Origin of the sequence: Agarilytica rhodophyticola (assembly GCF_002157225.2) — a bacterium.
Taxonomy (GTDB): domain Bacteria; phylum Pseudomonadota; class Gammaproteobacteria; order Pseudomonadales; family Cellvibrionaceae; genus Agarilytica; species Agarilytica rhodophyticola.
In genome coordinates this window covers 3,010,905-3,027,620 of sequence record NZ_CP020038.1, presented here as the reverse complement: position 1 = coordinate 3,027,620, position 16,716 = coordinate 3,010,905, and the positions used below count along the sequence as shown (strand labels likewise).

Annotated in this window: 29 protein-coding genes and 2 tRNA genes; 25 read left to right on the top strand and 6 right to left on the bottom strand. The window is 40.3% G+C overall.

Annotation, left to right across the window (positions count from 1 at the left end; all coding sequences use genetic code 11):
• Window positions 1–4: 4 nt before the first annotated feature.
• Entirely contained in the window at window positions 5–199 is a 195-nt protein-coding gene (locus BVC89_RS12885; RefSeq protein ID WP_086931573.1) for a hypothetical protein, read from the bottom strand.
• 374 nt (window positions 200–573) lie between these two features.
• On the opposite strand from BVC89_RS12885, the gene BVC89_RS12880 reads away from it, so the two are divergent.
• From BVC89_RS12880 to BVC89_RS12775, 22 genes are all read left to right on the top strand, one after another.
• A complete protein-coding gene (locus tag BVC89_RS12880) occupies window positions 574–942 on the top strand; it encodes a helix-turn-helix domain-containing protein (RefSeq protein ID WP_086931572.1) in 369 nt (122 codons plus the stop codon).
• A 316-nt stretch (window positions 943–1,258) separates the two neighbouring features.
• Window positions 1,259–1,669, top strand: a complete 411-nt coding sequence (locus tag BVC89_RS12875; protein WP_086931571.1) for an LPD29 domain-containing protein — start codon at window positions 1,259–1,261, stop codon at window positions 1,667–1,669.
• Between the two features lie 188 nt (window positions 1,670–1,857).
• Window positions 1,858–2,139 carry a DUF6948 domain-containing protein gene (locus BVC89_RS12870; RefSeq protein WP_086931570.1) on the top strand — a complete coding sequence of 94 codons (282 nt, stop codon included), beginning with the start codon at window positions 1,858–1,860 and terminating at the stop codon, window positions 2,137–2,139.
• Entirely contained in the window at window positions 2,124–2,426 is a 303-nt protein-coding gene (locus BVC89_RS12865) for a hypothetical protein (protein ID WP_086931569.1), read from the top strand. Before BVC89_RS12870 ends, BVC89_RS12865 begins: the two co-directional genes overlap by 16 nt.
• A 45-nt stretch (window positions 2,427–2,471) precedes the next feature.
• Complete coding sequence (locus BVC89_RS12860) at window positions 2,472–2,810, top strand: hypothetical protein (RefSeq protein ID WP_086931568.1); 339 nt, start codon at window positions 2,472–2,474, stop codon at window positions 2,808–2,810.
• 165 nt (window positions 2,811–2,975) lie between these two features.
• A complete protein-coding gene (locus BVC89_RS12855) occupies window positions 2,976–3,137 on the top strand; it encodes a hypothetical protein (RefSeq protein ID WP_158657907.1) in 162 nt (53 codons plus the stop codon).
• Window positions 3,121–3,549, top strand: a complete 429-nt coding sequence (locus BVC89_RS12850; protein ID WP_086931567.1) for a Rad52/Rad22 family DNA repair protein — start codon at window positions 3,121–3,123, stop codon at window positions 3,547–3,549. Before BVC89_RS12855 ends, BVC89_RS12850 begins: the two co-directional genes overlap by 17 nt.
• 2 nt (window positions 3,550–3,551) lie before the next feature.
• Window positions 3,552–4,283, top strand: a complete 732-nt coding sequence (locus BVC89_RS12845) for a ribonuclease H-like domain-containing protein (protein WP_086931566.1) — start codon at window positions 3,552–3,554, stop codon at window positions 4,281–4,283.
• Between the two features lies 1 nt (window position 4,284).
• Window positions 4,285–4,623 carry a hypothetical protein gene (locus BVC89_RS12840; RefSeq protein ID WP_216825133.1) on the top strand — a complete coding sequence of 113 codons (339 nt, stop codon included), beginning with the start codon at window positions 4,285–4,287 and terminating at the stop codon, window positions 4,621–4,623.
• Between the two features lie 99 nt (window positions 4,624–4,722).
• Window positions 4,723–5,394, top strand: coding sequence for a KilA-N domain-containing protein (locus BVC89_RS12835; RefSeq protein WP_158657906.1), 672 nt, complete (start codon window positions 4,723–4,725; stop codon window positions 5,392–5,394).
• On the top strand, window positions 5,391–5,567 hold the full coding sequence (locus BVC89_RS29710; RefSeq protein WP_158657905.1) for a hypothetical protein: 177 nt from the start codon (window positions 5,391–5,393) through the stop codon (window positions 5,565–5,567). Before BVC89_RS12835 ends, BVC89_RS29710 begins: the two co-directional genes overlap by 4 nt.
• 164 nt (window positions 5,568–5,731) lie before the next feature.
• Complete coding sequence (locus BVC89_RS12825) at window positions 5,732–6,211, top strand: hypothetical protein (protein ID WP_086931563.1); 480 nt, start codon at window positions 5,732–5,734, stop codon at window positions 6,209–6,211.
• A gap of 358 nt (window positions 6,212–6,569) precedes the next feature.
• Entirely contained in the window at window positions 6,570–6,866 is a 297-nt protein-coding gene (locus tag BVC89_RS12815; protein WP_216825132.1) for a nucleoside triphosphate pyrophosphohydrolase family protein, read from the top strand.
• Window positions 6,850–7,173, top strand: a complete 324-nt coding sequence (locus BVC89_RS12810; protein WP_086931561.1) for a hypothetical protein — start codon at window positions 6,850–6,852, stop codon at window positions 7,171–7,173. The genes BVC89_RS12815 and BVC89_RS12810 overlap by 17 nt, the downstream gene beginning before the upstream one ends.
• A gap of 6 nt (window positions 7,174–7,179) precedes the next feature.
• Window positions 7,180–7,545, top strand: a complete 366-nt coding sequence (locus tag BVC89_RS12805) for a hypothetical protein (RefSeq protein WP_086931560.1) — start codon at window positions 7,180–7,182, stop codon at window positions 7,543–7,545.
• Window positions 7,542–7,865 carry a hypothetical protein gene (locus BVC89_RS12800; protein WP_086931559.1) on the top strand — a complete coding sequence of 108 codons (324 nt, stop codon included), beginning with the start codon at window positions 7,542–7,544 and terminating at the stop codon, window positions 7,863–7,865. Before BVC89_RS12805 ends, BVC89_RS12800 begins: the two co-directional genes overlap by 4 nt.
• Entirely contained in the window at window positions 7,866–8,051 is a 186-nt protein-coding gene (locus BVC89_RS12795) for a hypothetical protein (protein WP_086931558.1), read from the top strand.
• Window positions 8,052–8,070: 19 nt separating this feature from the next.
• Window positions 8,071–8,322 (top strand): hypothetical protein, encoded by a 252-nt coding sequence (locus BVC89_RS12790; protein WP_158657904.1) that lies wholly within the window; start codon window positions 8,071–8,073, stop codon window positions 8,320–8,322.
• Window positions 8,323–8,333: 11 nt separating this feature from the next.
• Window positions 8,334–8,993 (top strand): hypothetical protein, encoded by a 660-nt coding sequence (locus tag BVC89_RS12785; protein ID WP_158657903.1) that lies wholly within the window; start codon window positions 8,334–8,336, stop codon window positions 8,991–8,993.
• 39 nt (window positions 8,994–9,032) lie between these two features.
• A complete protein-coding gene (locus tag BVC89_RS12780; protein ID WP_086931555.1) occupies window positions 9,033–9,365 on the top strand; it encodes a hypothetical protein in 333 nt (110 codons plus the stop codon).
• A 36-nt stretch (window positions 9,366–9,401) separates the two neighbouring features.
• On the top strand, window positions 9,402–9,695 hold the full coding sequence (locus tag BVC89_RS29705; RefSeq protein ID WP_158657902.1) for a hypothetical protein: 294 nt from the start codon (window positions 9,402–9,404) through the stop codon (window positions 9,693–9,695).
• Window positions 9,696–9,874: 179 nt separating this feature from the next.
• Window positions 9,875–10,588 (top strand): tyrosine-type recombinase/integrase, encoded by a 714-nt coding sequence (locus BVC89_RS12775; RefSeq protein ID WP_158657901.1) that lies wholly within the window; start codon window positions 9,875–9,877, stop codon window positions 10,586–10,588.
• Between the two features lie 54 nt (window positions 10,589–10,642).
• Here the strand turns inward: BVC89_RS12775 and BVC89_RS12770 are convergent.
• The 5 genes from BVC89_RS12770 to BVC89_RS12750 form a co-directional block, all read right to left on the bottom strand.
• Window positions 10,643–10,730 (bottom strand) — tRNA-Leu (locus BVC89_RS12770).
• A 123-nt stretch (window positions 10,731–10,853) separates the two neighbouring features.
• Window positions 10,854–10,927, bottom strand: a tRNA-Cys gene (locus BVC89_RS12765).
• 270 nt (window positions 10,928–11,197) lie between these two features.
• Window positions 11,198–11,770 carry a CDP-diacylglycerol--glycerol-3-phosphate 3-phosphatidyltransferase gene (gene pgsA / locus BVC89_RS12760; RefSeq protein ID WP_086931553.1) on the bottom strand — a complete coding sequence of 191 codons (573 nt, stop codon included), beginning with the start codon at window positions 11,768–11,770 and terminating at the stop codon, window positions 11,198–11,200.
• Between the two features lie 44 nt (window positions 11,771–11,814).
• Window positions 11,815–13,653 (bottom strand): excinuclease ABC subunit UvrC, encoded by a 1,839-nt coding sequence (gene uvrC, locus BVC89_RS12755; RefSeq protein WP_086931552.1) that lies wholly within the window; start codon window positions 13,651–13,653, stop codon window positions 11,815–11,817.
• A complete protein-coding gene (locus tag BVC89_RS12750; RefSeq protein ID WP_086931551.1) occupies window positions 13,654–14,307 on the bottom strand; it encodes a response regulator in 654 nt (217 codons plus the stop codon).
• 798 nt (window positions 14,308–15,105) lie between these two features.
• Between BVC89_RS12750 and BVC89_RS12745 the strand changes: the two genes are divergently transcribed.
• The 3 genes from BVC89_RS12745 to BVC89_RS12735 are packed head-to-tail and all read left to right on the top strand — an operon-like array spanning window position 15,106 to window position 16,594.
• Window positions 15,106–15,720: a pseudouridine synthase gene (locus BVC89_RS12745; protein WP_086931550.1), complete on the top strand. Its 615-nt coding sequence runs from the start codon at window positions 15,106–15,108 to the stop codon at window positions 15,718–15,720.
• Entirely contained in the window at window positions 15,717–16,241 is a 525-nt protein-coding gene (locus tag BVC89_RS12740) for an NUDIX hydrolase (RefSeq protein ID WP_086931549.1), read from the top strand. Before BVC89_RS12745 ends, BVC89_RS12740 begins: the two co-directional genes overlap by 4 nt.
• Window positions 16,242–16,285: 44 nt before the next feature.
• Window positions 16,286–16,594 carry an isoamylase early set domain-containing protein gene (locus tag BVC89_RS12735; protein ID WP_086931548.1) on the top strand — a complete coding sequence of 103 codons (309 nt, stop codon included), beginning with the start codon at window positions 16,286–16,288 and terminating at the stop codon, window positions 16,592–16,594.
• Window positions 16,595–16,716 lie beyond the last annotated feature (122 nt).

The following is a 16,716-nucleotide window of genomic DNA, read 5'->3' as shown; positions in this document are numbered from 1 at the left end:
ACTATCACCCGCTAAGAACCGTAGTGCCGCTAATATTATATTCCCACTGCTCCTCTGTCGGCTCAGCATCTTTGTCACACTTAAAATCAACAACTGCCATATATTGAGACGTCGCGCCGGCAATAGCTGTATTTATCTTTCGCTCCTCTTCTTCAGTTGGGGGATTGGGTGAGAAAATTGCAACGTATGTAATCGACATAAAAATCCTTTGAAACTGCTTCCAATAATTAAGAACATTCGAATATATAAAAAGTTCTGTTTATGTTTTGAAGACATGTTATAGAAAAATTATTGGCTGCACAAAGCTCAGAATGGCGCAAAAAGCATCAGTTCTATAATGGTATGATCCGATTAGTAAAAGTCTGACCATTTTGGGTGTGTTTTCAGATAAAATTTATCCCACCCATATGTATTTAAGTATATTAAATTTATTTTTATAACTAAAAAATATCGATTTTGTCGCTTAAATCTTTCTCAAAAAAATACTGTTATATCTGCCCAGATTTTAAAAAAAACGATTATTACAAATGGCCATTGATAGTTTCTATAATTCTAGGGAAAGGAGGAATTTGAATGGTAGATTTAACGAACGATGAACGAATGTTTCTTGGGCCGCGACTAAGAAAGCTGAGAGAAACACACGGTTTTAAGTCCCGTGCAGCGTTCGCGAGAGAAGCAGCAAATAAAGGATTCCCGCAGCTAACTGAGCAGCGAGTGAAATACATCGAAAGTCGCGATTGTCCACATATCCCTCAGCAAGAAAGCAAAGCTTTTTGTCTTGTTTTGGGTGTCGGCCCCGCATGCCTGCTTCATGGCGACTGCGACTATGACTCGGATGATATAACGACAGAGCTTTCAGTTATGAGCGATCCTCAAAAAAACATAGTCAAATCGACTGTTAAGCCACTTATAGAAGCAGTAAAAGATAACGTTAAGTCTTAAGAGCACCCCACCCTATGAGGCCTTTTGGGCCTCGTAACTTCTCCCCGCCCCGTCCAGTGATAAAAACCGCTCCCCCGTTTAAACCATTACACCGGGAATAAATTTATTTTAAATTATTCCACTCGGAATATTGACAAACTATTCCACACGGAATATTATTACAACCATCAACAGCAAACATTCACAAGTTGATGAGGGCAACCCCAGTAACAAACACCCTCTACTCAATCAAACGTAACGCTCGGCGGCCAAACAGTATAAGACCAGCTTGGGGAGATGATTGAGAATTTAAATATTAATTATCAAGGACTCAATCATGGCTAGATCACCGCAAGCACAAGTAGCAGCGATTATTAGAAAGGGCTTAAAAACTCACGGTATTAAAGCAAGCGTTAGGTCTGAAGGTTATGCGGGTGGAAACTCTGTCACTATCGATTTAGTTGATCAACCACCTTGGGTTGTAAAAGCAATTCAAAGAGAAACATCAAAGTATAAGCGTGGTTCATTTAATGCAATGGAAGATATTTACGAGCATTCAAATAAAAGAGATGACATACCGCAAGTAAAATTTTTATTTGTTCAAAATAGGTATTCAGAAGAAGTTAAAAAAGATATCGATAGCCAATTCTATCAACTATACGAAATAGAAAGTACGGCAAGCAATGCTTTCTTGTTTAATCGATTTGTTGAGCGGGAATACTTCAAGAAGCCTCGCGTTAGAGCGTAAACAACCTTAAAACTAATTGGAGCGATGCGCCAGGACGGCCCATTTAAAAGGACAAACCAATGATCAACATCGAACTAATTAGACATTTAGCAAAATCGGCGGAGTTGAGTTTATCTGCGGCGAGAATTGCGCAGGCGGGACTTAGATTAATTTTATCTTAACAAGCAAAACAAAAAGAGAGTGTAAAAATGGAAAATTTAAAAGCAGTAATTTTAACAACTGAATATCGTGGCGTGTTTTACGCGGAAGTTGAGCAAGATAAAGACTTGAGCGCCGAAACCCTTACTAATTTAAAAAATTGTCGAATGGCGATTAATTGGGGTGCTACAAGGGGCGTTTTCCAACTAGCCGAAACAGGGCCTACGGAGAACTCAAAAATTAGCGCAAAAGCAGACATTCCAGTACTACATAAAATAACAGCAGTAATGGATGTAACTGACGAGGCTCGAAAAGCATGGATTTCGCATTAAAAAAATACTTAACGGCTGATGATGTTATAGCGTCGGGAGCATGTCGAGATGGTGTTAGTGATTTTTTAGAAGAAAATGACGTATCCGCATGCATGCCGGTTAAAGTTCTATTAAGAATCGCGGAGGAATGGCAAAAAGAATACATATTGAAGGCCGCAAATGCTGACGGCTACGGCTACGGCTACGGCTACGGCTACGGCAACGGCTACGGCGACGGCTACGGCGACGGCTACGGCAACGGCTACGGCGACGGCTACGGCGACGGCGACGGCTCTTATCGAGGATAGATTTTATTTTCCATGGATGGTTAATCAAATAAACAGGTAATAACAATGACGGGATTAACAGTAGATTTTAAAGTAAACGCATTCGCAACTATTGAGGAATATAAAGATAGTAAAAAATTAAAAATCATTCCTGCGATTGAAAATTCTGGCCCATTTAGATCTATCGCTCTCGGAGAGTTCGAAAACAGTGGAAACACAGTCACAAGTAAAATGATCGATACAGGAATGAAAAATATCGATAAAAGTATTGCTGAAAGTGAAGATGGTGTGAAGAGCTTGCAATCTCATATTGAAAACTTAAAAGCAATGAAACGGATTCTTGCAGAAGAAGATAGAAAAATTAAAAAGGAGAGGATGGAAAATGGACAATCGGAAGGCAATTAAGAATATCGAAGAGCGCAAAGGTAATAAATTAGAAAGAACGCATTTAGGTCACGTTATATTTTTAACAGGGTGCATGATAGTTACTTTTCTAGTTGTTATTCCTCTTTCGCAGCAATGAAAAATAGATTGATTGTTTTATTTGTATTGGTTTCGTGGATTATTACTATGAATGCTGAAGTAAAAATAGATGATTATTTGCAGGGCGGTATTGACTGTAAAAAAGGAAAGCCAGTTAAAGAAAATGCTAGTGATCAATATTTACAAGGCTATGGCGATCAATATGAATTAGAGCAAATGAGGACGGCAGCAAGTGAACGACATAATTAATAGGTTAAAAGCGCCCTTCCCTCCTGAAGCTGTTCACTGGAGAATCGGAGCAAGGACGCAAGATAGAAGCTCTGGTATTGCATTAGCATACATTGACGCTAGAGATGTAATGAAGCGCTTAGACGATGTATGCGGCGTGTACTGGCAAGATCGATACCCTTTTGAGGGCTGCTGCGAAATAGGGATAAAAATAGATAACGAATGGCTATGGCGGGCTAACGGCTCTGGTGAAACAGATATCGAGGGCGAAAAAGGCCGCTACTCAGGCGCCTTTAAGCGAGCTGCTGTTAATTGGGGTATTGGTAGATATTTATATTACCTGCCTAACATGTGGGTACCCCTGAAAAATCAAGGCAAACAACTAGCGAATCTTCCAGAACTTCCAAAATGGGCTATACCTAAACAGGATTAAATATGAACTTATATTTCGACATAGAAACAATTCCAGATCAATCAGAAGGCGCAATAGATAAAATTGCAGAAAATATAAAGGTTAAATGTCCTCACTCAACAAAGGATCAGATAGGAAAAGACTTAGGGCTTGATGCAAAAGAAATTAAGTTTACTTCGCGTCCTGATTTAGAAGGTCAATGGTTAGAAAGGTTTGGCAAGGGACAAGCAAAAGAGCAGGCAGAGGAAGCCTACAGGAAAACATCATTTGATGGTGCAGTTGGTGAAATAGCCTCCATGGCCTGGGCTGATGAAAACGAAGAGATTCAATCCATTAGTCGTGCCGACTCCTCAGAAATTGAGATGATTGATTTCTTTTTCGCGAATACCGGTACAGCAAGTAAAAACCAAAGACCAAAATTTGTTGGTCATAACATTCGATTTGACCTGAAGTTTTTATACAGACGAGCAGTAATTTTAAAGCTGACACCCCATTTCAATTTGCCGTTTAATGGTCGCCATCGAAATGATTTCTTTGACACTATGGAAGCTTGGGCAGGATTTAACGAACGTATAGCACAAGATGACCTTTGCAAAATATTAGGTATTGAAGGAAAGCCTGATGGCATTGATGGCTCCAAAGTCTGGGATTTTTATAAAGAAGGAAAGATAAACGAAATCGAAGAATATAACCGTGATGATGTCGATAAGGTTCGTCAGATTTACAAAAGATTAAATTTTATAGGAATAAATTAAAATGAAAAAGTACGATGTTGTAGCAACTACAGGAACATACCAGAAAGACGGGCAAACAAAATATATAAATAAGAATGTTGGCTCAATTATAGAAACAAGAGGCGGACTAAGGCTAAAACTCGACTCTTATATTAACCTCGCAGCATTAAAAAGGGATGATGATGGCGGTGTATGGTTATCTCTATTCGAGCCAAAAGACAACAGTCAACAGCAGCAGCAACAACAGGCTCCTCAAGGGTATCAGTCGCAACAACAAGCTAATAATAACTATCAGCAACAACCCCAACAGCAAGGCTATCAACAAGGCGGCTACCAAAACAATAACCCGCCCTCTTTCTAGGCGTATTAGAAATGAGATGCGGGATATTCCCGTATTTATAAAGTGGGAAAATCTCACTTTATAAAAGATAACTTATTTAAATTCATGGAGTTGTCAGCAGTGAGTAAAAGTTTAATTAAGGCCGAGTACAAAGGCGCTAAGTTCCAATTTACTGAAGATGCATGGTTCAACGCTACAGAAGCGGCCAATCATTTCTCAAAAAGGGTGCGTAACTGGCTTAGGACTGATGAGACTAAAGAATATATGGATGCGCTTGCCGAAGTTTTAAACAGCTCAGATGTGAGCTGTTTAGTTAAAACAACACGAGGGAAAAATGGCGCAACTTGGCTACATCCTAGATTGGCAGTTCCTTTTGCAAGATGGCTTAATACTAGGTTCGCTGTTTGGTGTGACATACAAATAGACCAACTTATAAGAGGTAAGCATAAGCATCAGCATTGGAAAAAGCTTCGCCATGAGTCAGCCGCAAGCTACAAAGTGCTATCTGACATGCTCCGATTAAGTCGTGATTCTCAAGGCAAGTCTACAAGTTCAGTTCACTATATGAGTGAAGCTAAATTGGTTAATTGGGCGCTTAAAGGTGAATTTAAAGGATTAGATAGGGATTCTCTCACAGAACAAGAGCTAGATATTTTGGCAAAGCTTGAAGTTAAAGAAACGTTCTTAATCGCACAGAATGTTGAGTATAAAGAACGTAAGCCGATACTTTTGAGCTATGCGAATGAATTGAAAGAGAGTTATTCAATTAAACGGCTGGAGGCTTCCCGATGATACAAGCAGCCGAAACCACCAAAGCTGATTTTGTACTTGAATTAATAACTGTAGTTTTTTTAGTGATATTAGCAACTTCATTTATAGGAACAGATGATGAAAAAATTACTATCGCTTCCGAAGATAAAGAAAGCAAAGAAGGTATTAAACTTTATTGTAATGCTGCTAACTAGCTTCTCTTTCTTGCTAGCAGTAAGCGCTCTACTTCTTTTAAGTGATGCACCAGATATTAAAAGTGTTGTTGCTGGACTTGAGTGGCTAGCTATCTCCTGTTTAATAATATGGTTTCCTGCAATTTTGTGGGCTTTGTTTGATCAGTTTGTGGGGTTGATTAGAGATGAAGGGTAAAGAAGAATTAGAGTGTTTGTTTTGCGCTACAGGTGCAGACACTAGAGAATGGTTAAGGTCATCATTCAACATAGGCAACACCACATTCTTTTGTGACGGTGCGATAGCTTTTCGCGCTCATAAGAATCTTGATTCGCATGAGATATCACAAGAAGATGCTTTTGTAAGAAGGTGGAGTAAAGTCATCTGTGTTGAATACGACAAAGAAGCTACAGAGTTAAGTTTTGATGATGAGTTTATCAATAATCATCGTATTAAAAACCCCAACGAAAAAGGATATAAACACGAGGTTTTCGCTTTAAACCGTAACGATGAAACATATCTCTTTAGTACAAAATACTTGATAAATTTATTCTTAATGGGCTGCCAGATATTTTTACCAAAAACTCCCGCACACAACCATGATTGTCTGCATTTCAAGTGCGAAGAAGGAGAAGGATATTTAATGCCCTGTAGGGGATTAATCTAAATGACTTTAACTTGCATACTATTTTGGATTCTATGTTTAGATCCGATTCAATACGAAGCAATAGAAAAAATAAATTACGCTCATGTTCAATGTGAGCAGATAACAGAAGTAGAACCGCTGCAACCTCAGCCTGTAGCGGCCTACATAGAACCTAATAATTCTCTGCGATATGTATATGTATCGTATAAGCAACCGCAGTATATCGGGTACTGTATGGAGCGGCTGAGACAAACATTTATATTTTAGAGCGGCTAAATGATCAGGCCAAATAAGTTGATCATAAAAAAATGGTGGTTATATGCAGATTGGGCTAAGAAAACGGACTGGAAAACTGATATTTAAAAGGTTATAGCGAATCATGAAAAATATAAAAATACAAGTAAATGAAGAGCTGGAACGAGCAATAAAAAAATTCCCAACATGGCCAGATGATCCGTTGCACGCCCTGGCAATATTGGGAGAAGAATTTGGCGAGCTGAATAAAGCAACCCTCCAAACGATATACGAGCCGAATAAATCTAATATTGAAGATGTGCGAGCAGAGGCCATTCAAACCGCTGCAATGGCTATTAGATTTATAGCTAGCATAGATGATTACTATTTTCATGAGAGCCATCAGCACATCCAAGGATCAGGTCATGAGCAAGAAAATTAAATACAGAGATAGTTGTTGTGCGTTTTATCCGAAAGATGGCGGCCGATACTCAGGCGACGAAAAAGAAGAAATTGATAACTGGGGATCATATAAGAGCAGCAGCTTGTTAATTGCTACTCGAAACGGCTTCGTTAATGCATCAGCAAATATGCACCTGAGTCGCAACGGGGAAAAATGCGAGAACTCATTTTTAACAATTATTAAAGATGGCAAGCAATACTCTCGCGACTTTGATAAATATTACACTCCACGCGGCCTAGTGACAAAAGCAAAGCAATTTTCTAAAGATGTGTTTAACAAGGTGTAGAGAGTTATGAATAAAGATATAAGTGAATTAGAAATCCAGGTACTAAACACAGCTAAAAACTCAGTTGCTCAGGCAATTAGTGATACGTTCAGCGGCTATAACAATCCCCTTAACAAGCTTTGTGGATCTGTTGTAGATAGTCATTCAGATGAATTAAAAGAGATCTTCGAGGACTCTATTCGATCAATAGTTAAAAGTGATGATTTCCGAAAGTCAGTAAAAGAAGCCATGAATCATAAAATTGCTAGAGCTTTGGTTTCAAAAATGGAGGGCACTGTTGATCAAGCGGTAAACACACTACGTCAAGACCCTACAATAAAAGCAAAAATGGTGATCGCGATAGAAAACATTATCAAAGAGAACGAGTTATGAACTACTGGAAAGAATGTTTAACGTGCGCCCTTGATGATGAAAATATTACTCTTAGTGATGCTCAAATATCTAGTATATCCGAGAAATTAGAAGACGCGCATGAAGGCTATGCGGTGTATGCAGGCATTGAAGCTGCAACAAACGGCGAAAAGTCTGATGCAGAATTAGAACTGGAAGAGCTGAAGAGAGAAATAGAAAAAAGAACGCGCTGGGTTAATAATACAAAGCCGTGTGATGTCTGTATAACAACCGGGATAGTCAAAGATTCTTGGGGTAAAGATCAAACTTGTGGTGCATGTGAAGGCGCAGGGAGGGTTTAAATGAAACAAAAAATTAGAAAACACTGGGAAGCCCTACTCATTCAATTAGCTATTTATATTCTACTTGATCGTAACATATCGCGCTCAGCAGTAGTTAGTCGTCGAGACAATAACAGAATGTGGGGAATGAGTGAAGAGCTAGAGGCTATCCGAAATCGCATTCTAGATGAATACAATAATATTTAATTAATGGTGACACATGCAAATGTTAATAACAAAGCCAGGGGAGATTTCCTCAGCTCAAAAAAAGCGACTTTTAAAAAACAATATTGAAGTTATCGAAAGCGAGTACCCAACAGACGTTATATTCAAGCAGCCTGATTGTGAATTCTCATCAAGCGAGTTATTTTCCTGTTCGATGAAAGCATTAAAGAGGTGCATCGGTAGTGATGCAGGGGGATATCTTCTTGATGAAATGTTAAGGGTAATGGAAGAGCGAGAGCAAAATAATAATTAATGGTGATAGATATGAAAGAAGAACCATTGTTTTATTTGAGGGATTCCAGGAGCAATACAGGCTCTAACGCTACATTTTGGGGAAAAGGCTATACAGATAACTTACATGAAGCTCAAGTGTTCACACTGCAAAAAGCGCAAGCGCAACACGATTGCAGAGAGACGGACATCCCTCTATTAAAGTCAGCTGTAGATGCGCTCGCCATCATGCATGTTGATATGCAGTATCTGCGAGATGTTGAAGAGATAGACGAGAGCAACGAATACGTAATACAACATAAAAATTACTACAATGGCAATGATATTTTATTTTTTACAGATTGCGGCCAGTCTTACGATTACAGTAAAGCAAAGGTGTTCACGAAGTTTAACGCTATGCGATTTGTTAAGCATTCAGGGTTATCTGCTAATTCATGTAAAATATTTTCAAAATCATCAATAGATAAAATTGCACGACCTACTTTTCAATTTGGCAATATTGATACGCGCACGATGATCACCAAGCCCGGAATTAAATACAACAGGCCGAAAAGGAAGCGACCAACTACCGGAAAAACTCGCCACAACTGTTTTAACTGCGGAAAGATAGTCTGGGATTATATACCCGATGGTGAGATTTACTGCTCCCGTGAATGCGAGGATAAGCATGATCTTTATTCCGTGAGATGGTAGGCAATGAATCTAACAATATTGAAGAATAGGTAAATACAAATGATTTCATATAAAGAGCACATCGATCTAGCTGCAAAAAAACGAGAGCGATTAATAGCCGAGATGAGCGAAATTGAATACATACTTATCGGCTATGCGTCCGGAAAAATAAAGAATTATTTATGCTGTAACAGCGTGGCGGGATATAAGTACTCTTTTGATAGCGCGAAGTTTAATAATGATCAGTTGATTTTTGAAATGTCTAGAATCGGAGAATATCCAATAGATGAGGACTTTGATTCTGATGAGGGATTCGATAGTTTTTTGGGCGAATTAGCTACAAAGCTACAGCTTAGGCGCGTAGCCGTTCCGTATCGGTATCACCCGAAGTAATTGAATAAGTAAAAGCAAGATGAGTGAGGAGAAACGATGAAACTACTATCTTTCACCGACTGCGCAAAAATGATGCAGATATCTGAGCGCAAGTTTCGAGAGGATTTTGTCAATGAAGGCAAAGTCCCCGTTTTCTTTATTTCCCCTCGCAAGCGTTTTATAGAAGAATCAGATTTAATTAAATTATTAGAGAGTAGAAAAAAAGTAAAATGTCAGTCTATCTCCGAGGAAAAATCTGGTGGATCAAGTTCGACATCAACGGCCAGACAATTAGACGCTCTTCTGGGAAGAAGTCAAAAAGAGAAGCTCAAAAAGTCGAGCGTCAACTAAAGCTTGAATATAAAGAAAGCTTCAAATCAGTCAACCACATCACCGGCCACACTTTTGAAGATGGATTATTGCGCTGGATAAAAAGCGGCGGCCCTGAGTCAATGTTCAGGCACGCTAAAGGGTGCCGAGAGTATCTAGCAGATAAATTATTAAAAGATGTTGTGCCCTGCGCTCACGAGATGAAAGCAGATATGCTTGAAAAGGGTTACAGCGTTGCCACTATTAACCGACGCCTCGCAATTGTTCGAAGAATATTAAATCTAGCTTACAAAGAATGGGAATGGATCGAACAACCCCTTGGCCAAAAAATAAAACTGCTCAGCGAGAAAGGTCTGGCAAGAGAGGTTTTTTTAAGCAAAGAAGAAGTCCAAAAACTAATCGATTTAATTGAAGATGAAAATATAAAAAAAATTGTGTTGCTCGCTGTGTATACAGGCCTACGGCAAGGCGAGATTAGAAAATTAAAACCTGAGAACTGGCAGGCCCCGTATATTGTTTTAAGCTCGAAAACTAAAAGTAAAAAGGCCCGGTCAATACCGCTTATTAATGAGCTTCATCATGTTATGACAAGCACTCAATTCAACGTTACCGAGTGGACAATAAGAAAGAATTTTGAAGCGGCACGTAAAGCCATGAGGCGCCCAGATATTCGTTTTCACGATCTTCGGCATACATTTGCATCTTGGCTCATTCAAGATCCAAGCATACCACTTGGGGTTATTAGAGACACACTTGGCCATTCGAATTTATCAGTAACAAACAAGTACAGCCATTTAAGACCTGAGAGTTTAAATGTAATCAAAGGCGCGCTCTCCTCAAACATGGTGAATTTCACGGGGGATTTTGATGCAGGAGAAAAACAGGCACAAAATCAGGCACAGAAAAATAAATAAAATATTAGCGAGGATTAAATTAAATGAAAAAGGTATTTAAAAACAAAGTGTTAGTGGTGCCCGGGGCCGGACTTGAACCGGCACGATCGCAATGATCGGGGGATTTTAAGTCCCCTGTGTCTACCAATTTCACCACCCGGGCAAAGGGAGGTATTTTTGAGTAGGTATTGGATTAACCTACCATATCCGAGACTTACTCGAAATTTTGAAGCTTAGACAAACTTCACTAATTTTCCTTTTTCTGGATACTCGTGCTTCCAAAATATGGAGGCGCGAGCCGGAGTCGAACCGGCCTAGCTGGATTTGCAATCCAGAGCATAACCGCTTTGCTATCGCGCCGTGTATCCTTTCAACTCTATTGCTGTATTGTGCAATTTTGTATTGCGTGTTTTTATCAGTTTTCTCTGATTGTTGCTTATTTTACTAACTCAATAACTCTCAGCTGAAGCTTTCGTTCTCTCCCTCTGAGGGCTGCGCATTCTACTGGATTTATTTGCTAAAGCCTAGCTTTTATTGCCTCAGTTTTTCAAATTATTGGTAATTATTTTATGTTTTAAAGGTTTGACGAGCAATTCTCATGCAAAATACTCACAACATAATCAGGTCGAGCTATTCACTGCCAACGAGTGTCGGCCATGCCGCTTTGATGTATAGGCACATAGACCATATCGTCAGTATGGCAGCACCGTAAAGCGCGACTAAACCAATAGTATTGAATATTTGATAGGTGTTGGGGGCAAATGCCAGTAATACTACTATCGCCGTTATCTGGAAGGTAGTTTTGATCTTGCCAATACTGGAAACAGCGACACTGGCACGTTTACCTAATTCGGCCATCCACTCACGCAGCGCAGAGATAACGATCTCTCGACATATAATTACAATAGCCGGTAGTGTAAACACCCAACTGCCGTGGCTTTCGATAAGTAAGGCCAGAGCCACAGCGACCATGAGTTTGTCTGCAACAGGGTCGAGGAAGGCGCCAAAGGCTGAAGTTATTTCATATTTGCGAGCGATATAGCCGTCTAGTGCGTCAGTGATACCCGCTAGACCAAATAGTGCAGCAGATGCCAGAAAGCGCCACTCAAAATGTGAGTAATATACGATCACCAGCAATGGAATAAATATTATTCGACAAAACGTCAGTTGGTTCGCAGGATTAACAAAGGGATGTTTTGCCACGCAATATTGTTCCTCTATATGTGCTCAAATTGAGGAAGTGAACGTTACTCACTGTGAAGCGCGCTGTAAACCTCTTCAGCCATTTTTTTGCTAATTGAAGCCACTTTCGCCAAGTCATCGACATTCGCGTTCATCACTTCCTGCAGCCCGCCGAAGTGTTTCAGAAGTTCGCGACGACGCTTGGGGCCAATACCTGGGATACCTTCAAGCACTGAGGTCTTGCGACTTTTATCTCGTCTATGTTTATGTCCGGTAATAGCAAAACGGTGGGCCTCATCGCGCACCTGTTGAATTAAGTGTAAACCAGGATTGTCACTTTCAATAGTTTGCTCACGTCCGTCTTCAAACACGAGGGTTTCAAAGCCAGGCTTACGCGTTGTCCCCTTGGCAACCCCAACCAGAGTTATTTCGTCTATTCCCAGTTCACCCATTACCTTTTTGGCAATCCCCAGCTGCCCTTTGCCTCCGTCTATCAATAGCAACTCAGGCAAGGCCTTGGCTTCTTTTTGCACTCGGGTGTAGCGCCTGGACAAGGCTTGCTCCATAGCAGCAAAATCGTCCCCTCCGGTAATTCCATCAATATTGAAGCGGCGATAATCACTTTTACATGGGCCATTTTGATCAAACACAACGCAAGAGGCTACCGTTTTCTCACCACTACTATGGCTAATATCAAAGCATTCAATAGTATTTGGCATATCATCTAATGATAATGCTTCTTGTAACGCCTCATAACGTTGTCGCAATGTTTGCTTATTATTAAGGTGATTTTTTAAGTTCTGACGCCCAGCCTCCAAGGCCATTGCCAACCATTTGGCGCGATATGTTCTTACATTCGAGGTAATTTTTATTGCTTTCTTACTGCTCAACATGATGGCTTCTACCAGTGCTTCTTCGTCGTTAAGTTTATGACTGGTAATTAATGCGGCAGGAAGCTCCATCTGAGTGCCTCCGATGTAGGTATGGGCAATAAATGCACTCAGCACATCCGCTTCGTTATGAGCAAGACGATCTTTAGGTAAGTAATTTTTACTCCCCATAATCCGGCCTTGGCGAACATAAAGGATGTGTATACACGCCACCCCGTTCTCAGAAACGCAGGCAATAGCATCGAGATTACTATGCCCTGCTTCTACCACTTGCTGAGCCTGTACTTGCCTCAGGGCGGTAATGCGGTCTCGAATTTGTGCCGCTTTTTCAAATGCGAGACTCTCGGAAGCCTCCTCCATTTTAGCGGTCAATTGCTGGTGGAGAACTTCATTTTTTCCTTCCAGAAACATGACCGTTTGCTCAATATCAGCGTGATAGTCTTCATCGCTGACACGATCCACACAAGGGCCGGAACAACGGCCTATTTGGAATAGTAAGCAGGGCCTATGGCGATTTTTATAGACACTATCTTCACACTGCCTAACCCCGAAAGTTTTCTGCAGAAAACTTAGGCTCTCACGCACCGCGCCCGAGTTGGGGAAAGGGCCGAAATACCGTCCCTTCTTTTTTTTGGTGCCACGGTGGAAGGCAATCCGAGGATGACGTTCTCCCTGAGAGAGAAATATATAAGGAAAGGATTTATCATCGCGCAAAAGCACGTTAAATGGGGGCTTCTGAGCTTTAATAAGATTGTGTTCAAGCACCAAAGCCTCTGCCTCACTAGGAGCAACGGTAATCTCGATGGAGGCAATACGCTTAACAAGCACTTGAGTTTTAATAGGTAAACCAGAACTCTGAAAATAAGTGGATACCCTATTTTTAAGATTCTTGGCTTTACCTACGTATAAAATCTTCCCGTCGCTATCGTACATCTGATAAACGCCGGGTTGCTTAGTGAGATTTTCTAGAAAGGTTTTGTGATCAAAATCAGTGGGAACTGTGCTATTCGCCATTTATGACAGGTTTTCTACATCGAGCATCTTATACTTCACCGCCAACAGCGCCAACTCAACATCACTGTGGATACTTAGTTTTTCAAAAATCCTGTAACGATAACTATTAACAGTCTTTGGGCTGACACAAAAAGACTCAGCAATCTGATTCACTTTAGTACCGTTGGCAATCATAATGGCCGTTTGCAGTTCTCTCTCTGAAAGCTGCTCAAAAGGAGAAGCCTCACTCTTACCGCCAGAAAAGTTGCGCAATGCCAATTGCTGAGCAATATCCGTACTCATGTATAGCGAACCCTGCAGCACGGTATTAATGGCACTTATGATTTCATCGAAGCCAGCACCTTTGGTGACGTAACCACAGGCACCCGCTTTCATTAAGCGCTCAGTGAATAGCTCATCAGAAAGGGCTGTTACGGCGATAACTCTCGCCTCTTCACAGGCTGTTTGAATTTTCCGTGTGGCCTCTAAGCCACCAATGCCTGGCATTTTAACATCCATTAAAATAACATCAGGTGATAACTCGCGAGCGAACCTAACAGCCTCTTCACCAGTTTTCGCTTCACCAACAACTTCGAATCCGTCCACATCTGACAGCATACGTACTATCCCCATACGTACTAAATCGTGATCGTCTGCGACGAGTATTCTGGCCAAGCTTTACCCCCTTCGTGTTCTTTTATATAAGGCAATAATTTGAGGAATAAACATCCATATTATAGTTCTTAATTTACTCAGCATGCCTAGTTGCATATTGTATCGGGATTCTAGCGCCGCTGTAATACCAGCAACAAAACAGTAGCATCTGCCATTAGACAATACTGCGCTAAAATTTTTAATTCTTAAAAATCATCTATAATTAGACTACAGGATTAGATATTAGTCATTGCCGCTTATATGCTTTTATAAGCCTCTATTTCCTATTTCAAACATATTTCGTACTACAATATATTATTTTTACGCAATGTGTTATTTATATACAACGCAATATCAAGCAGTCTAATAGTAATTTTTTCATCAACAAAGATATTTAGCAAGTTATCACTAACTTTTAACGCGTTTTTTTAAGCAATCGATTAAACGGATATTGTTTAATCACATGTGCCATTATATACAGTGAAATAAAATTTACGTTATTCAAACTGTTCAAATACAACTAGATTTGTCTAACAGCAACCACCGCAATCTTGCCAAACAAGCATGAAAATAACTATTAAGCCAACAATATAACGGCAGACCTATCATTAAGCGCCAACTAGAGCAATTTATCATTGTTATCTGGTTTTTCATAGGACCAACAACGTCAAGGCCGATGTAAAAAAACATCATTTTTATATGCAAAATCAAGCATTTAGAAATGCGTATTGGACAATGCGGTGTTAATATAAAGAAGCACGCCAGTCGCCCTTACAAACATAAACCCACCCCCTTCCCTGGCGTTATGATATTCCTATAATGGCAACAATAGTCCTGATAAATAAGCCTTATCACATGCTGTGCCAGTTTACAGATAAAGATAATCGCCCAACTTTAGCAGATATCAAAACTTTGCATAAATTTAACAATTTTTATCCCGCAGGACGCCTTGACTTTGATTCCGAGGGCTTAATAGTGCTCACCAACAATGGTGCTCTCCAACACCATATATCCCACCCAGATCATAAACTTAGTAAAACTTATTGGGTACAAGTAGAGGGCGCAGTGGATAAGGGTGCACTAGCAAAGCTCAGCCGAGGCATAGAACTAAAAGATGGTCTGACGAAGCCAGCTAAGGCAAAAGCTATTTCCTTACCAAAGTTATGGGATAGGTATCCACCGATACGAGAGCGACAAAACATCCCAACTTCGTGGCTTGAGCTGACAATTAACGAGGGCAAAAATAGGCAAGTGAGAAGAATGACGGCAGCGGTCGGTTATCCTACTTTAAGACTAATAAGAGCTCGCATAGGTTCATGGGCATTAAATGGTTTACAACCCGGTGAGATTCGGGTGGAGCAAGCTCATTTGCCTCGATCGTCTAATAGCACTAAAAGTAATTCCAGAAACAAAAGAAGTCGAGCCCAGAGATGAATGATAACAATCCATCCCATTTATTGCCTCATATAACAGTCGCTACTATTGTAGTTAGAGAACGTGTAGCTAAAGAGTCCATTCCTGGAGAAAATATTGCAAGAGAGAATGCCGCGCGCGAGAACGAATTTCTATTTGTTATAGAAGCGCCAACAGGAAACAAGGTATACAATCAACCGGCAGGTCATATGGAAGTTAAGGAGACACTATTTGACGCGGCCAAACGCGAGACATTGGAAGAAACAGCTTGGCATGTGGAGCTAAAAAGCTTTCTTGGTGTCAGCCACTATCATGCACCAAGTAATGGTATTACTTATATCAGGCATTCATTTGTCGCCGATGCTTTGTATCACGATACCACGGTCACCCTGGATACAGATATTCTAGATACCGTTTGGTTAACATATGAAGAAATTGTCGAGCGCAGAGATCAATTAAGAAGTCCGTTGGTCTTGCAAGATATTGAAAACTTTCGCCTTGGCAAAACTTACGACCTGAATATTATCAAGGCTTTCGTCTAAATCTTTTATTAATGTCGCACCTGGGAACAATAGAGGAAACGTCAATGAGTACTGAGAAAAAATATTTAAAATCCAAGCCTATATGCAAGGTTAAATTTATTGCACCAAAAGAAATAACAAAAAACGCAAAGACTATCGCTATTGCTGGGGACTTCAATGATTGGAATATTGAACAAACAATATTGCGCAAACAAAAGTCAGGGGTGTATGCCAGAACCTTAGACCTTGAAGTAGGTACAGAATATCAATATCGTTTTGTTATCGATGGCGTGCGCTGGGAAAACGACTGGGATGCGGATAAATATGTCCCCAACAACCACAGTTTTGACGATAATTCGGTAGTTGTTATTTAACAACAGAAATAAACATTAGCTTTTTCGTTCCACATCATCGACCCTGTTACTTAAGCTGCGCCACACCCAAAAGGCTAAAGCTTGTGAAAGTCAACCCGGTAGTAATACTCATGACCGGGTTG

What these genes read in the sequence shown, in the direction of transcription:
- BVC89_RS12875 (WP_086931571.1), top strand. Translation starts at nt 1,259, where the DNA reads ATGGCTAGATCACCGCAAGCACAAGTAGCAGCGATTATTAGAAAGGGC.
- BVC89_RS12815 (WP_216825132.1), top strand. Translation starts at nt 6,570, where the DNA reads ATGAAAAATATAAAAATACAAGTAAATGAAGAGCTGGAACGAGCAATA.
- BVC89_RS12870 (WP_086931570.1), top strand. Translation starts at nt 1,858, where the DNA reads ATGGAAAATTTAAAAGCAGTAATTTTAACAACTGAATATCGTGGCGTG.
- BVC89_RS29710 (WP_158657905.1), top strand. Translation starts at nt 5,391, where the DNA reads ATGATACAAGCAGCCGAAACCACCAAAGCTGATTTTGTACTTGAATTA.
- BVC89_RS12825 (WP_086931563.1), top strand. Translation starts at nt 5,732, where the DNA reads ATGAAGGGTAAAGAAGAATTAGAGTGTTTGTTTTGCGCTACAGGTGCA.
- BVC89_RS12785 (WP_158657903.1), top strand. Translation starts at nt 8,334, where the DNA reads ATGAAAGAAGAACCATTGTTTTATTTGAGGGATTCCAGGAGCAATACA.
- BVC89_RS12735 (WP_086931548.1), top strand. Translation starts at nt 16,286, where the DNA reads ATGAGTACTGAGAAAAAATATTTAAAATCCAAGCCTATATGCAAGGTT.
- BVC89_RS12780 (WP_086931555.1), top strand. Translation starts at nt 9,033, where the DNA reads ATGATTTCATATAAAGAGCACATCGATCTAGCTGCAAAAAAACGAGAG.
- BVC89_RS12740 (WP_086931549.1), top strand. Translation starts at nt 15,717, where the DNA reads ATGAATGATAACAATCCATCCCATTTATTGCCTCATATAACAGTCGCT.
- BVC89_RS12790 (WP_158657904.1), top strand. Translation starts at nt 8,071, where the DNA reads ATGTTAATAACAAAGCCAGGGGAGATTTCCTCAGCTCAAAAAAAGCGA.
- BVC89_RS12800 (WP_086931559.1), top strand. Translation starts at nt 7,542, where the DNA reads ATGAACTACTGGAAAGAATGTTTAACGTGCGCCCTTGATGATGAAAAT.
- BVC89_RS12865 (WP_086931569.1), top strand. Translation starts at nt 2,124, where the DNA reads ATGGATTTCGCATTAAAAAAATACTTAACGGCTGATGATGTTATAGCG.
- BVC89_RS12810 (WP_086931561.1), top strand. Translation starts at nt 6,850, where the DNA reads ATGAGCAAGAAAATTAAATACAGAGATAGTTGTTGTGCGTTTTATCCG.
- BVC89_RS12840 (WP_216825133.1), top strand. Translation starts at nt 4,285, where the DNA reads ATGAAAAAGTACGATGTTGTAGCAACTACAGGAACATACCAGAAAGAC.
- uvrC (WP_086931552.1), bottom strand. Translation starts at nt 13,653, where the DNA reads ATGGCGAATAGCACAGTTCCCACTGATTTTGATCACAAAACCTTTCTA.
- BVC89_RS12795 (WP_086931558.1), top strand. Translation starts at nt 7,866, where the DNA reads ATGAAACAAAAAATTAGAAAACACTGGGAAGCCCTACTCATTCAATTA.
- BVC89_RS12745 (WP_086931550.1), top strand. Translation starts at nt 15,106, where the DNA reads ATGGCAACAATAGTCCTGATAAATAAGCCTTATCACATGCTGTGCCAG.
- BVC89_RS12775 (WP_158657901.1), top strand. Translation starts at nt 9,875, where the DNA reads ATGAAAGCAGATATGCTTGAAAAGGGTTACAGCGTTGCCACTATTAAC.
- BVC89_RS12885 (WP_086931573.1), bottom strand. Translation starts at nt 199, where the DNA reads ATGTCGATTACATACGTTGCAATTTTCTCACCCAATCCCCCAACTGAA.
- BVC89_RS29705 (WP_158657902.1), top strand. Translation starts at nt 9,402, where the DNA reads ATGAAACTACTATCTTTCACCGACTGCGCAAAAATGATGCAGATATCT.
- BVC89_RS12860 (WP_086931568.1), top strand. Translation starts at nt 2,472, where the DNA reads ATGACGGGATTAACAGTAGATTTTAAAGTAAACGCATTCGCAACTATT.
- BVC89_RS12805 (WP_086931560.1), top strand. Translation starts at nt 7,180, where the DNA reads ATGAATAAAGATATAAGTGAATTAGAAATCCAGGTACTAAACACAGCT.
- BVC89_RS12855 (WP_158657907.1), top strand. Translation starts at nt 2,976, where the DNA reads ATGAATGCTGAAGTAAAAATAGATGATTATTTGCAGGGCGGTATTGAC.
- BVC89_RS12880 (WP_086931572.1), top strand. Translation starts at nt 574, where the DNA reads ATGGTAGATTTAACGAACGATGAACGAATGTTTCTTGGGCCGCGACTA.
- BVC89_RS12845 (WP_086931566.1), top strand. Translation starts at nt 3,552, where the DNA reads ATGAACTTATATTTCGACATAGAAACAATTCCAGATCAATCAGAAGGC.